Source organism: Bacillus sp. FSL H7-0578 (genome assembly GCF_038630855.1).
In the GTDB taxonomy this organism is placed as follows: domain Bacteria; phylum Bacillota; class Bacilli; order Bacillales; family Bacillaceae; genus Bacillus; species Bacillus safensis.
The window spans coordinates 1,561,403-1,575,708 of sequence record NZ_CP152045.1; the positions used below are offsets into that span (position 1 = coordinate 1,561,403).

General features: G+C 41.9%; 15 protein-coding genes. All 15 read left to right on the forward strand.

Features of this window, described 5'->3' with window-relative positions:
* The 15 genes from MHB41_RS07970 (at window position 1) to MHB41_RS08040 (ending at window position 14,246) form a co-directional block, all read left to right on the forward strand.
* Complete coding sequence (locus MHB41_RS07970; protein WP_041117392.1) at window positions 1–2,028, forward strand: chemotaxis protein CheA; 2,028 nt, start codon at window positions 1–3, stop codon at window positions 2,026–2,028.
* Window positions 2,029–2,052: 24 nt separating this feature from the next.
* On the forward strand, window positions 2,053–2,514 hold the full coding sequence (locus MHB41_RS07975; protein WP_024424157.1) for a chemotaxis protein CheW: 462 nt from the start codon (window positions 2,053–2,055) through the stop codon (window positions 2,512–2,514).
* 12 nt (window positions 2,515–2,526) lie between these two features.
* Window positions 2,527–3,153 (forward strand): chemotaxis protein CheC, encoded by a 627-nt coding sequence (locus tag MHB41_RS07980; RefSeq protein ID WP_024424156.1) that lies wholly within the window; start codon window positions 2,527–2,529, stop codon window positions 3,151–3,153.
* A complete protein-coding gene (locus tag MHB41_RS07985; protein ID WP_024426989.1) occupies window positions 3,153–3,653 on the forward strand; it encodes a chemotaxis protein CheD in 501 nt (166 codons plus the stop codon). Before MHB41_RS07980 ends, MHB41_RS07985 begins: the two co-directional genes overlap by 1 nt.
* Before the next feature lie 24 nt (window positions 3,654–3,677).
* The gene (locus tag MHB41_RS07990; RefSeq protein ID WP_024424154.1) at window positions 3,678–4,445 is read left to right on the forward strand and encodes a FliA/WhiG family RNA polymerase sigma factor; all 768 of its coding nucleotides are present in this window, start codon (window positions 3,678–3,680) and stop codon (window positions 4,443–4,445) included.
* A gap of 21 nt (window positions 4,446–4,466) precedes the next feature.
* Window positions 4,467–5,006, forward strand: coding sequence for a hypothetical protein (locus MHB41_RS07995; protein WP_024426990.1), 540 nt, complete (start codon window positions 4,467–4,469; stop codon window positions 5,004–5,006).
* A 155-nt stretch (window positions 5,007–5,161) separates the two neighbouring features.
* A complete protein-coding gene (rpsB, locus tag MHB41_RS08000; RefSeq protein ID WP_024426991.1) occupies window positions 5,162–5,896 on the forward strand; it encodes a 30S ribosomal protein S2 in 735 nt (244 codons plus the stop codon).
* 91 nt (window positions 5,897–5,987) lie between these two features.
* Window positions 5,988–6,869 carry a translation elongation factor Ts gene (gene tsf / locus MHB41_RS08005; protein WP_034281801.1) on the forward strand — a complete coding sequence of 294 codons (882 nt, stop codon included), beginning with the start codon at window positions 5,988–5,990 and terminating at the stop codon, window positions 6,867–6,869.
* 134 nt (window positions 6,870–7,003) lie between these two features.
* Window positions 7,004–7,726 (forward strand): UMP kinase, encoded by a 723-nt coding sequence (gene pyrH / locus MHB41_RS08010; RefSeq protein WP_008344767.1) that lies wholly within the window; start codon window positions 7,004–7,006, stop codon window positions 7,724–7,726.
* Window position 7,727: 1 nt separating this feature from the next.
* Window positions 7,728–8,285 (forward strand): ribosome recycling factor, encoded by a 558-nt coding sequence (gene frr, locus MHB41_RS08015; RefSeq protein WP_024424150.1) that lies wholly within the window; start codon window positions 7,728–7,730, stop codon window positions 8,283–8,285.
* 130 nt (window positions 8,286–8,415) lie between these two features.
* On the forward strand, window positions 8,416–9,198 hold the full coding sequence (locus MHB41_RS08020) for an isoprenyl transferase (RefSeq protein WP_034281803.1): 783 nt from the start codon (window positions 8,416–8,418) through the stop codon (window positions 9,196–9,198).
* A gap of 12 nt (window positions 9,199–9,210) precedes the next feature.
* Entirely contained in the window at window positions 9,211–10,005 is a 795-nt protein-coding gene (locus tag MHB41_RS08025) for a phosphatidate cytidylyltransferase (protein WP_024424148.1), read from the forward strand.
* A gap of 39 nt (window positions 10,006–10,044) precedes the next feature.
* Complete coding sequence (gene dxr, locus MHB41_RS08030; RefSeq protein WP_120207043.1) at window positions 10,045–11,196, forward strand: 1-deoxy-D-xylulose-5-phosphate reductoisomerase; 1,152 nt, start codon at window positions 10,045–10,047, stop codon at window positions 11,194–11,196.
* Between the two features lie 6 nt (window positions 11,197–11,202).
* Window positions 11,203–12,468 (forward strand): RIP metalloprotease RseP, encoded by a 1,266-nt coding sequence (gene rseP / locus MHB41_RS08035; RefSeq protein WP_101677204.1) that lies wholly within the window; start codon window positions 11,203–11,205, stop codon window positions 12,466–12,468.
* An 80-nt stretch (window positions 12,469–12,548) separates the two neighbouring features.
* The gene (locus tag MHB41_RS08040) at window positions 12,549–14,246 is read left to right on the forward strand and encodes a proline--tRNA ligase (RefSeq protein WP_061109848.1); all 1,698 of its coding nucleotides are present in this window, start codon (window positions 12,549–12,551) and stop codon (window positions 14,244–14,246) included.
* Window positions 14,247–14,306: the final 60 nt, after the last annotated feature.

Below are 14,306 nucleotides of genomic sequence, written 5' to 3' on the forward strand. Positions count from 1 at the left end.
TTGGATGTAAACCAATACTTAGATATCTTTTTAGATGAAAGCAGAGAACACTTACAAACTTGTAATGAAAAACTTCTTGATTTAGAAAAGAACCCAACCGACTTGCAGCTAGTGAATGATATATTCAGAGCGGCTCATACATTGAAAGGAATGAGTGCAACGATGGGCTTTGATGATATGGCTCATTTAACGCATCATTTAGAAAACATGTTTGATGCTATCCGTAATGAACAAATGATTGTCACTCCTGAGTCAATGGATACGATGTTCGAAGCACTCGATCATCTTGAAGCAATGGTTCAATCGATTGCAGAAGGAGGAGACGGGAAACGTGATGTCACAGAGATTAGTAAAAAGCTAGATGTGACAGGAAGCCATGCTGAAGCAGCTTCTAGCGTTGAAACAGCAGATGCATCAGCTGCTGCTAATGACTTAGATTATAACGAATTTGAACGTACGGTTCTTGATGAAGCGAGAGAGCAAGGCTTCAAATGCTATGAACTTAACGTGACATTAAGCGAAGCGTGCTTACTAAAAGCTGTTCGTGTCTATATGATTTTTGAAAGACTAAATGAAGCAGGCGAGGTTGTCAAAACCGTTCCAAATGCAGAACTGTTAGAATCAGAAGATTTTGAATCTGAATTCAGCATTTCTTATCTTTCTAAACAGCCGATGGACGAAGTGCAGAAAATCGTCACGGCGATCTCAGAGGTTGAGAAGGTTGAGATCTCTGAAGTCTCCGCATTTGAAGAAGCAGCTCCGGCTGAAAAGCAAGAGGTGCAGCCTGAACAGAAAAAAGAAGAAACATCCGTTCCTGCTGTAAAAGCGCCAGCAAATGATGCGCCAAAAGCAAATGGCAATAACGGTGCAGCTGCCGGCGGAACGAAAACAATTCGTGTCAACATCGACCGTCTTGATTCTCTTATGAATCTATTTGAAGAACTTGTGATTGATAGAGGCCGATTGGAACAGATTGCTAAAGAACTAGAAAATAACGAACTCACAGACACAGTCGAAAGAATGACTCGTATTTCTGGAGACCTGCAATCAATCATCCTGAACATGAGAATGGTACCTGTGGAAACTGTCTTTAACAGATTCCCGCGTATGATTCGTCAATTGACGAAAGAGCTTAATAAGAAAATTGAACTGATTATTGAGGGTGCTGAGACGGAGCTTGATCGAACAGTGATCGACGAGATTGGAGATCCGCTGTTGCACTTACTTAGAAACAGTCTAGATCACGGGATTGAATCACCAGAAGAACGTGTGAAAAAAGGCAAGCCGGAAAAAGGTACGGTTCTATTAAAAGCGTATCATAGCGGAAACCATGTCTTCATTGAAGTAGAAGATGATGGAGGCGGGATTAACCGTAAAAAGGTGCTTGAAAAAGCGTTAGAGCGCGGGGTTATTACAGAAAGAGAAGCAGAAACGCTTGAAGATCATCAAATTGATTCATTGATCTTTGCAGCAGGATTCTCTACAGCTGATACGATTTCTGACATCTCAGGCCGCGGTGTAGGTCTTGACGTTGTGAAAAACAAGCTGGAATCACTTGGCGGATCTGTGAGCATTAACTCAACAGAAGGACAGGGTTCACTATTTTCGATCCAGCTTCCGCTTACATTATCGATTATTTCCGTTCTTCTTGTAAAACTAGAAGAGGAAACATTTGCGATTCCGATTTCTTCTATTATTGAAACGGCGGTCATTAAAAAAAGTGACATCCTGCAAACGCATGATCGTGAAGTGATTGATTTCCGCGGATTTATCGTACCGGTCGTGTACTTGAAGAAACAATTCCACGTACCAAATGCGAATGAATTAGAGGAAGAACTGCACATCATTGTTGTTCGTAAAGGAGACAAGCTGACAGCATTTGTGGTCGATTCATTTATTGGTCAGCAAGAGGTTGTATTGAAATCACTAGGAGATTATCTGCCAAACGTATTTGCGATATCCGGCGCAACGATCCTAGGTGACGGTCAAGTTGCACTCATCGTTGACTGTAATGCACTGATCAAGTAAAAAACAATAGAGGAGCGGTCTGAAATGAGTACAGATATCAAAACTGGCGAAAAGATGATTGTGTTTATCGTAAACAAAAAAGAATACGCCATTTCAGTATCAGAAGTAAAGTCCATTGAAAAATGGCAGCAGCCGACAAGAGTTCCTGGCGTTGCCCCTTATATATGCGGTGTTATTAATTTACGCGGTGTCGTGACGCCTGTCATTGACCTGAGAGTCAGACTTGGTTCTACTGACAACGAGATTACAGATGAAACAAGAATGATCATTGTACAAGTTGGTGACATTGAAGTCGGCTGGATTGTTGACGAAGCAAATGATGTTATTACCGTCCATCAGGAAGAAGTAGAATCTTCTCCTGAATCAGCTGAAAAAGAAGGACAGTCATGGGTGACAGGTATTATTAAGCATGATCAGCGTCTTTTCAATATTATTCATGCCGGTGCTGTCCTCGACAAGAGCGTTCAAGGTGCACCTGTTCATTAAGGGGGATGTGAAATGAGCATTTTCAACGAAATTAAAGATGAACAGCTAGATATTTTAGGAGAGGTTGGGAATATCGGGGCAGGCCACGCAGCGTCTGCTCTTGCCAACCTATTGGATCGCAAAATAGATATGGCTGTTCCTTTTGTCAAGGTTCTCTCGTTTGAAGATTTAATGGATTTCTTTGGCGGTGCAGACCTTCCTGTTGCAAGCATTTTCCTGCGAATGGAAGGGGATTTAACCGGCTCAATCTTTTTCATTATGCCGTTTGAGCAAGCGGAGCAATTTGTAAGAGAGCTTGTCCAGGACCCTGCATTTGATATTGATACGATTCATGAACATGAGATGGGGACGTCAGCACTTCATGAACTGGGAAATATTTTAGCGGGCTCTTATTTATCAGCCCTTGCCGATTTAACAAAATTGCAGCTTTACCCAAGTGTTCCAGATGTGACGCTCGATATGTTCGGGGCTGTCATTAGTGAAGGGTTGATGCAATTCAGTCCTCTTGGCGATCAGGCGATTGTGATTGATACATCTATTTTTGATGATCAAAATAAGCAAGAGCTGAAAGGAAATATGTTTCTATTACCAGACTTTGAATCGTTTGAAAAACTATTCAAAGCATTAGGTAACCTATAATGAACGTGCAAATTCCGGCAGTTGTAAAGGTTGGTATTGCGGATGTTCAGCTTGTTAAATCACCGGACCGCATTCGGACATCCGGTCTTGGTTCCTGCGTAGGGCTTGTCTTGTTTGATCAAGACAAAAGGCTGGCAGGCCTTGTCCATGTTATGCTTCCAGACTCCTCTCTTTCAAAAGGGGCGGTGGAGAACTTGGCTAAATATGCAGATACAGGTGTCAAGCATACAATTGATCTGCTCCTAAAAGCAGGCGCACGCAAACATGCGCTAAAGGCAAAACTTGCTGGCGGGGCGGAAATGTTTAAGTTTAAGTCAACCAATGATCTAATGAGAATTGGACCTAGAAACGTTTCAGCTGTAAAAGAACATCTGTCTCTTCATCATATCCCGATTATTAGTGAGGATACAGGCGGAAACAGTGGCCGTACAATTGAATTCGATCCGCTTACGGCAGAGCTTGAGATCCGTACTGTGAAGCAAGGCATTATGAAGATATAACTAAGGAAGTATAGGGGGATAAAGATGCAATCCTTAAATTACGAAGATCAGGCGCTATGGGCTAGATGGAAAGAGTGGAAAGACCCAGCTGCTGGAGATGATCTTATGCGCCGCTATATGCCGCTCGTCACATATCATGTTGGAAGAATTTCCATCGGTCTCCCGAAGTCAGTGCATAAAGAAGACTTGATCAGTCTAGGGATGCTCGGTTTATATGATGCCCTTGAAAAATTTGATCCCGGAAGAGATCTGAAGTTTGATACATATGCATCCTTCAGAATCCGCGGGGCCATTATCGACGGTCTTCGTAAAGAGGACTGGCTGCCTCGTACATCAAGAGAAAAAACAAAAAAAGTAGAAGCGGCTATTGAAAAGCTTGAACAGCGGTATTTGCGTAATGTGACGCCGACAGAGGTGGCTGAGGAACTCGGCATGAGTGAACAGGATGTCGTCACAACGATGAATGAAGGATTCTTTGCAAATCTGCTCTCAATTGATGAGAAGCTGCATGATCAAGAAGACGGAGAGAACGTCCAAGTCATGATTCGCGACGAGAAGTCTGTGACTCCAGAAGAGAAAATGCTGAAAGATGAATTAATTGAACAGCTTTCTGAAAAAATCACAGAGCTTTCAGAAAAAGAAAAGCTTGTGATCAGTCTTTTCTATAAAGAAGAACTGACATTAACAGAAATCGGTCAAGTGCTCAATTTATCTACCTCGCGCATTTCGCAAATTCATTCAAAGGCCTTGTTCAAGCTTAAGCATCTGCTTGATAAAGCCATTCAATCTTAAAGAGTTAGTGAGTGAAAAAATATGTTATGGCTGATTAGCTTCATGCTTCATGCTGCACTTATTTATTTTGTGATTATTTTATATACGAGAATGAATTCGCTGAAGGCAACAGAACAAAAGCAGCGAGAACTTCTAGAAGAAACGGAAAATACCCTGGCTGCATTTTTGATGGAGGTCAAAGAAGAGAATGACAAACTATCAAAAGTGGCAGCCGCTTCCCCTGATTTTTCTGCTGAAGAGCTGAAATCGGATCTTCAGACACCAAAGCAGCCACAACCACCAATTGAATCCCAGCAATCGGTCGAAAGTGAAGATCCCGTACCAGAGCACCTGTCGGCTCTCCTTAGCGAAGTTGAGGTCCAGGAAGAGAAGGTAAACGAACCCGTTCCACAACTCGAAACAGAGGCTTCTATGCCCTCTAAAAGTGAAATAGAAGAAACATTCGAGGACCAAGTGAAGACCCTATATGATGAAGGGCGGTCACTAGAAGAAATAGCGAAAGAAATGAAAACTGGCAAGACAGAAATCGAGCTTTTATTAAAATTTAGCGGAAAGCTGTAAAGGATTCTTGATTGTCAGTCCATCATGTGTTATATTATTTCTTGGTGTTAAATACACACGCTTAATGATTCGTATGAAGGTGCTGCCGTGGCGCAGTTTTATGTGAACATGACTTAAGCGGAGGAAAAAAAACCATTATATTAGGAGGCAACAAAATGTCAGTTATTTCTATGAAACAATTGCTAGAAGCTGGTGTTCACTTCGGTCACCAAACTCGCCGTTGGAACCCAAAAATGAAGCGTTACATCTTTACAGAGCGTAACGGTATCTACATCATCGACCTTCAAAAAACGGTGAAAAAAGTAGAAGAAGCTTACAACTTCACGAAAAACCTTGCTGCTGACGGAGGAAAAATCCTTTTCGTTGGTACGAAAAAGCAAGCACAAGATTCAGTGAAAGAAGAAGCAATCCGTTCTGGTATGTTCTATGTGAACCAACGCTGGCTTGGTGGAACTTTAACAAACTTTGAAACAATCCAAAAACGTATTAAACGTTTAAAAGATATTGAAAAAATGCAAGAAAACGGTACGTTCGAAGTTCTTCCTAAGAAAGAAGTCGTTCAACTGAAAAAAGAATTAGAGCGTCTTGAAAAATTCCTAGGCGGAATCAAAGACATGAAGAGTCTTCCGGATGCACTTTTCATTATCGACCCTCGTAAAGAGCGTATTGCAGTTGCAGAAGCTCGTAAATTGAATATCCCAATCATCGGTATCGTTGACACAAACTGTGATCCAGACGAAATTGATGTTGTGATCCCTGCAAACGATGATGCAATCCGTGCTGTAAAACTTCTAACTGCTAAAATGGCAGATGCGATTCTTGAGTCTAAACAAGGCGAAGAAGAAGCTGTTGTAGAAGAAACGACAGAAACTGAAACAACAACTGCGTAACCTATTCAAAAGGTGATAAGAGGGAAATGCCTTTTATCACCTTTTTTTCACCTAGTAATCCGTGTTTTAACATAGAAGGAGGAAATGTAAAATGGCAATTACTGCTCAATTAGTTAAAGAACTGCGTCAAAAAACTGGTGCAGGTATGATGGACTGTAAAAAAGCGTTAACAGAAACTGATGGTGACATCGAGAAAGCAATCGACCTTCTAAGAGAAAAAGGAATCGCAAAAGCTGCGAAAAAAGCAGACCGTATTGCGGCAGAAGGATTAACTCTTATCAAAACTGACGGCAACACAGGCGTGATCCTAGAAGTGAACTCTGAGACTGATTTCGTTGCGAAAAACGAAGGATTCCAAGCACTTCTTAACGAACTTGCTGATCATTTGCTTGCTGCTAAACCTGCAACAATTGAAGAAGCTCATGCTTCTAAAATGGAAAACGGTTCAACAGTTGAAGAGCATATCACATCTGCAATTGCGAAAATCGGAGAGAAAATCACTCTACGCCGTTTCTCTGTCATCACAAAAGAAGATAATGCTGCATTCGGTTCTTACCTGCACATGGGCGGACGTATCGGTGTGTTAGCTGTTCTTAACGGAACAACTGACGAAGAACTTGCAAGAGACATCGCAATGCACGTTGCAGCTGTAAACCCTAAATACATTTCTCGTGACCAAGTGTCAGAAGAAGAAGCAAACCGTGAGCGTGAAGTATTAACACAGCAAGCTCTTCAAGAAGGAAAGCCTGAAAACATCGTAGCTAAAATGGTAGAAGGCCGTCTAAACAAATTCTTCGAAGAAATTTGCTTACTTGACCAAGCGTTCGTTAAAAACCCAGATGAAAAAGTGAAACAAGTTGTAGCAGCGAAAAACGCAACTGTTCAAACTTATGTTCGCTATGAAGTGGGCGAAGGTATCGAAAAACGTCAAGACAACTTTGCTGAAGAAGTTATGAGCCAAGTGAAAAAATAATGTATGAAAAGCTCTCTGGGGCTTTTTTAGGGAGCACAAGCACTGTGTTCCCTATTTTTTAGAGGATATTGATTTACAAAAGACAGTTTCTTACGCATAATAAGAGACGGTATAGTTTACACTTGGAGGTTATCATGAGCAAACCGAAATATAATCGCATTGTACTGAAGCTAAGTGGCGAAGCACTAGCGGGTGATGCTGGAAATGGAATTAACCCAACTGTCATTCAATCAATTGCAAAGCAAGTAAAAGAAATTGCAGAGCTCGATGTTGAAGTTGCAGTCGTTGTAGGCGGAGGAAACCTTTGGCGCGGAAAGACAGGCAGTGATCTAGGAATGGACCGTGCAACAGCAGACTACATGGGGATGCTGGCAACAGTGATGAACTCACTGGCGTTACAGGACAGCCTAGAAACGCTTGGCATTCAGTCTAGAGTGCAAACCTCTATCGAAATGAGACAGGTTGCAGAACCATACATAAGAAGAAAAGCGATCCGTCATCTTGAAAAGAAACGTGTCGTCATTTTTGCTGCAGGAACAGGAAACCCTTATTTCTCTACAGATACTACGGCAGCACTTCGTGCAGCAGAAATTGAAGCAGATGTCATTTTAATGGCGAAAAATAATGTAGATGGTGTCTACAGTGCTGATCCTCGTACAGATGCGGATGCAGTAAAATATGATAAGCTTTCATATCTTGATGTACTTAAAGAAGGGCTTGCTGTAATGGATTCTACTGCGTCCTCATTATGTATGGACAATGACATTCCATTAATCGTATTCTCCATTATGGAAGAAGGAAATATTAAACGTGCCGTAAACGGCGAATCAATCGGAACGATCGTGAGGGGGAAATAACGTGTCAAAAGAAGTGTTGAACCAAACGAAAGAAAAAATGGAAAAAGCCGTACAAGCCTACGGACGTGAGCTTGCAACTGTTCGTGCTGGCCGTGCAAATGCTTCACTGCTTGATAAAGTGACAGTGGATTATTACGGTGCACAAACACCGCTTAACCAAATTGCGTCGATCACAGTGCCAGAAGCACGTATGCTGATTATCACACCTTACGATAAAACAGCAATCGGTGATATCGAAAAAGCGATCCAAAAGTCTGACCTTGGCATCACGCCAACAAGTGACGGAAATGTGATCCGCATTGCGATTCCTGCGCTGACAGAAGAAAGACGTAAAGAGCTTGTGAAAGTCGTGAAAAAATACTCAGAAGAAGCAAAAGTAGCTGTTCGTAACGTGCGTCGTGATGCAAACGATGATTTGAAAAAGCTTGAGAAAAATGGGGAGATCACTGAAGATGAATTAAGATCATCGACAGAGGATGTTCAAAAATTGACAGATGAATATGTCGCTAAAATTGATGACGTGACGAAAGATAAAGAAAAAGAAATCATGGAAGTTTAAGAAAAAACTATGTACAATAGATAATAGTGAAAAGACCCTCTTCATGTTTACAGGGGGTTTTTTTGTTAATACTGTTGATGACTATATTATTTAGCGGGAACGCAACCTTTTTGGGTGATGGAGGAATCTCATGCTCAATATACTCAAAAATTGGAAGAATCAGCAAACAGCAGCTTCCAACTTAGAAAGCCTGACAAAAGAAGACATATTAAATGGAGAAATTCCTGAACATATCGCCATTATCATGGATGGGAACGGAAGATGGGCGAAAAAACGTGCTCTTCCACGGGTAGCAGGTCATCATGAAGGAATGAAAGTCGTCAAGCGCATGACAAAGCTTGCAAATGAGCTGAATGTCAAAGTGCTGACTTTGTATGCTTTCTCTACGGAAAATTGGAAACGTCCAAAATTAGAAGTAGACTTTTTAATGAAACTTCCTGAAGAATTTTTAAACATCTACCTGCCTGAACTCATCGAAGAAAATGTCCGTGTGCGTTTAACAGGTGATCCAGACGGCCTCCCGCAGCATACGAAAAAAGCGGTAGAGAACGCAGTAAAGAGTACGGCGAACAACGACGGACTCATTTTGAACTTTGCGCTCAACTATGGTGGGCGCACAGAAATCGTCTCCGCATGCAGACAAATTTCTGAAAAGGTCAAAGAAGGTAAGCTTCGAGCAGAAGACATCACAGAAGAGATGTTTTCAGCTTATTTAATGACAGAATCTCTTCAAGATCCGGATTTGCTCATTCGCACGAGTGGAGAAATTAGATTAAGCAACTTTATGCTTTGGCAAATTGCGTACAGCGAGTTTGTCTTTACGGATGTGCTTTGGCCTGACTTTTCTGATGAGCACCTTATAGGCGCTATCGGGGAGTACCAGCGCCGCGGCCGGAGGTTCGGTGGAATTTAGAGGGTGGTGCAGATGAAACAAAGAATTTTGACGGGTGTTTTGGCAGCTGCAGTCTTTTTGCTTGCAGTTATATATGGACAGATGCCATTTACCCTGCTGATTTATTTAATGGGAAGTGTCGCTCTCTTTGAGCTTTTAAGAATGAAAAAGATCTCGATTTTCAGCTTTCCTGGTATTGTCAGCTTAATATTGCTTTGGCTTTTAATGGGCGGAGACAACAGCTTCTTCCCAAACGTGGACGCATCAAAAATGCAGATTGCTTTATTTGCAGTCTTAATACTTTTAACTTATACAGTTTTGAGCAAAAACTCTTTCACATTCGATGAGGTTGCTTTTGTTGTATTAGCCACATTATATATTGGCGTTAGTTTCTATTATTTTATCCAAATTAGAGGCTTATATGGCATGAGTGCGATCTTCTTCGCAGCAGTGATTATTTGGTCTACTGACTCAGGAGCCTATTTTATTGGGAAATCTATGGGGAAACGAAAGCTTTGGCCAGAAATCAGCCCAAACAAAACAGTAGAAGGATTTATCGGCGGAATCGTCACAGCGGTCGTGTTGTCACTTGTGTTTCAGGCGGTTACAGGATTTTTGCCATCATATCTGCTTGTGATGTTTATTACTCTTTTACTCAGTATCTTTGGACAGCTAGGCGACCTTGTGGAATCTGCTTTAAAGCGTCATTATCACGTGAAGGATTCAGGGACAATTCTCCCTGGCCATGGCGGGATTTTGGACAGGTTTGACAGCTTTTTATTCGTTCTGCCGTTTTTATACTTACTGCTCGCAACGTTTGCCAGCTAACCTCATAGAAACTTATTGAACGAGAGAAGGAGTGGCAATTTGAAATATATTTCGCTATTAGGCGCAACAGGATCAATTGGAGAACAAACGTTAGATGTGATCAGTCAGCACCCGGACAAGTTTAAGCTGAAAGCCATGACATTTGGCAGAAATATAGCAAAGGCGATTCCGATCATTGAGCGCTTTCAGCCTGAATTCGTCGGCTGTGTAGACGAAGAAACCTATCACACGCTAAAAAATCATTCATTTGCATACGATGTGAAGCTGGCTGCTGATGATGAAGCCAACATCGAGGCAGCGACCTATGATGCAGTGGACGTAGTGGTCAATGCACTTGTAGGGAGTGTTGGACTTGTTCCAACATTAAAGGCCATTGAACAAAAAAAGACGATTGCTCTCGCAAATAAGGAAACACTTGTGACAGCTGGTCATATAGTAAAAGAGTACGCTAAAACATATGATGTACCTTTACTTCCTGTCGATAGTGAGCATTCCGCTATTTTTCAATGCCTGCAAGGTGAACAAGCTAAAAATATTGAACGCTTAATCGTGACAGCTTCAGGTGGTAGTTTCCGAGATAAAAAACGAACTGAACTTGAAGGTGTTACGGTTGAAGAAGCGCTGAACCACCCGAACTGGTCGATGGGAGCGAAAATCACCATTGATTCAGCGACGATGATGAATAAAGGGCTCGAGGTGATCGAGGCACATTGGTTGTTTGATATCCCTTATGAACAAATTGATGTGCTGCTACATAAAGAGAGCATTATCCATTCGATGGTGGAATTTCACGACAAAAGCGTCATGGCTCAGTTAGGGACACCTGACATGAGAGTGCCTATTCAATATGCACTCACATACCCTGACCGGGCGCCGTTACAAGAAGCGAAATCATTGAACCTTTGGGAGATTGGACAATTGAATTTCCAGAAAGCGGATTTTGACAGGTATCGCTGCTTACATTTTGCTTATGAATCAGGTAAAATAGGAGGGACAATGCCTGCTGTACTTAATGCAGCAAATGAAATGGCAGTCGATGCATTTCTGAAAGGCAAAGTAACGTTCCTGCAAATTGAAGAATTGATTGAAAAGGCACTAATCAGACATCATGTGATTTCAACGCCTAGTTTGCAAGATATCCATGAAGTGGACAAAGATACACGAGACTTTGTTCAATCAATCCTCACATAAGGTGGTATGTTCGTGAATACAGTGATTGCGTTTATTATTATTTTTGGAACGCTCGTTTTTTTCCACGAGCTTGGCCATTTAATTATGGCGCAGCGCGCGGGGATTTTATGCCGCGAGTTCGCAATTGGTTTTGGGCCGAAGATTTTCTCCTTTAAACGAAAAGAAACCGTTTATACCATTAGACTTCTCCCTATTGGCGGATTTGTTAAAATGGCTGGAGAGGACCCTGAAGTTATCGAAATTAAACCAGGTCATACAGTGGGGCTCTTATTCAATGAGCAAAATGAAGTAGAAAAGATCATTTTAAATGATAAAGAAAAATATCCTGATGCACTTGTCATCGAAGTTGAGCAGATTGATTTAGATCATGCTATGAGAATCTCGGGATATGAAGCTGGAAATGAAGATATTCTGACTGGCTACAATGTCAGTCAAACAAGCTTCTATATTGCAGATGGTGAAGAAATTCAAATCGCACCATACAATCGTCAATTCGGTTCAAAAACGGTTTGGCAGCGAATTAAAGCTATCGCAGCTGGACCGATTATGAACTTTATTCTAGCGTATGTGATTTTGGTTGCTTTAGGTTTTATTCAAGGGGTAACCGTTGATGATCCTGTACTCGGTAAGCTGACGAAAGACGGCCGGGCGGCTGAGGCTGGACTCATGCAGGGAGATCACATCGTGTCCATTAACGGCGAGAAAATGAATTCTTGGACAGACGTCGTTCAAACAGTTCAAAAGAACCCTGAGAAAAAAATGAATGTCGTCATTGACCGAGACGGCAAGGAAAGCACTGTGCAGGTTGTACCAGAAGCTGTGAAAGCAGATGGGAAAAGCATTGGCCGTTTCGGATCATATCCGCCAACGGAAAATGGATTTTTGAAAGTTATTTCATCCTCTGGAACAACTGTCGTTTCAACGGCAGGTCTGATCTTAACGAACTTGCAAAAAATTGTCACAGGACAATTTTCACTAGACATGTTAGCAGGTCCTGTTGGAATTTATGACATGACAGGAGAAGTAGCCAAACAAGGTGTGTTAACATTAATGCAGTTTGCGGCGTTCCTCAGTATCAACCTAGGCATCGTGAATTTGTTACCGATTCCTGCATTAGACGGAGGACGTTTACTATTCTTATTTGTTGAAGCCATTCGCGGTAAACCAATTAATCGTGAGAAGGAAGCACTTGTTGTCTTTATCGGTGTTGCTTTCCTCATGCTGTTAATGTTAGTGGTAACGTGGAATGACATTCAGCGGTTATTTTTATAAAAACCATTCTCTCTTGTTTCTCATTCCGGGAAACAAGAGTTTTTGTGAGAAGTCCTATTTCATAAATGAGGTGTAACGACATGAGACAATCCCTGACTTTTATTCCAACTCTTCGAGAGGTGCCGGCAGATGCTGAGGCAAAAAGTCATCAACTCTTAGTAAGAGCTGGGTTTATTAGACAAAATACAAGTGGAATCTATCATTATCTGCCGCTTGCGCATAAAGTCATTCAGCATATTCAATCGATCGTCCGCAAGGAAATGGAAAAGGCAGGCGCGGCTGAGCTGCTAATGCCAGTGCTGCAGCAGGCAGAAATGTGGCAAGAGTCAGGAAGATGGTATACATACGGTCCAGAACTGATGCGTATGAAGGATCGCCACGGACGCGAATTTGCGCTTGGCCCAACCCACGAAGAAGTGATCACATCATTAGTACGCAGCGAAGTGAAATCGTATAAGAAGCTACCTTTAACACTATATCAAATTCAATCAAAATTCCGTGATGAACAGAGACCACGCTTTGGACTGCTGCGCGGACGTGAATTTATCATGAAGGATGCATACTCATTCCATTCTTCACCAGAAAGCCTTGATGAGACATACAACAAAATGTTTACGGCTTACTCTAATGTGTTCTCAAAAGTGGGTCTCAATTTTAGACCAGTCATTGCAGATTCAGGGGCAATGGGTGGAAAAGATACGCATGAGTTCATGGCGCTCTCAGAAGTCGGAGAGGATACCATCGCTTATTCTGATACGTCCTCATATGCCGCTAATATCGAAATGGCTGAGGCTGTATATCACGGAAAAGAAGCAAATCCTGCGGACTTCAAAGAGCTTGAAAAAGTCCATACGCCGCAAATGAAAACCATTCAAGATGTGGCTGGCTTTTTAGAAGTTGAACCTTCTGCTTGCATTAAATCTGTTTTGTTTAAAGCAGATGATGCGTATGTTCTGATCCTAACTAGAGGCGATCATGAAGTAAATGATGTGAAAGTGAAAAACTTGGTAGGAGCACAGCTTGTCGAGCTTGCTTCACGCGAAGAAGTGCTGAAAGTTATTGGAACTGAGCCTGGATTTGTTGGACCTGTTAAACTGGAAGCAGAAGTCGATATTTATGCTGACCTTGCTGTGAAGGGAATGACAAATGCTGTCGCTGGTGCAAACGAAGCGGATTATCATTATGTCAATGTCAATCCTGCACGTGACGTGTCAGTAAAAGAATTCACAGATCTTCGCTTGATTCAAGAAGGAGATGTTTCTCCAGATGGGGAAGGCACAATCCAATTTGCAAAAGGGATTGAAGTAGGACAAGTCTTTAAACTGGGCACTCGTTATTCTGAGTCGATGGATGCAACGTACCTCGATGAGAATGGTCGTGCGCAGCCAATGATTATGGGCTGCTATGGCATCGGCATCTCTAGAACGCTGTCAGCGATTGTTGAACAGCATCACGATGAGAAAGGAATCATTTGGCCGGAAACAGTGGCACCATATGACCTTCACCTCCTTGCATTAAATATGAAAAACGATGCGCAGAAAGAACTGGCTGAAACGTTGTACGAGCGCTTAGAAGATGAAGGCTTTGACGTACTTTTCGATGACCGCCAGGAGCGTGCAGGAGTAAAATTTGCAGACAGTGATTTAATTGGACTGCCAATTCGTATTAGCTGCGGAAAACGTTCAGAAGAAGGTATAGTAGAAGTGAAGTTTAGAAAATCAGGTGAATCACATGAAGTATCTGTTGATGATCTGATTTCATTTATACGCCAAGCATAAAGCGAACAAAAAAATGAAGGTACCTCCTGTAGAAAAGAGGTACCTTTCTGATTGACAAAA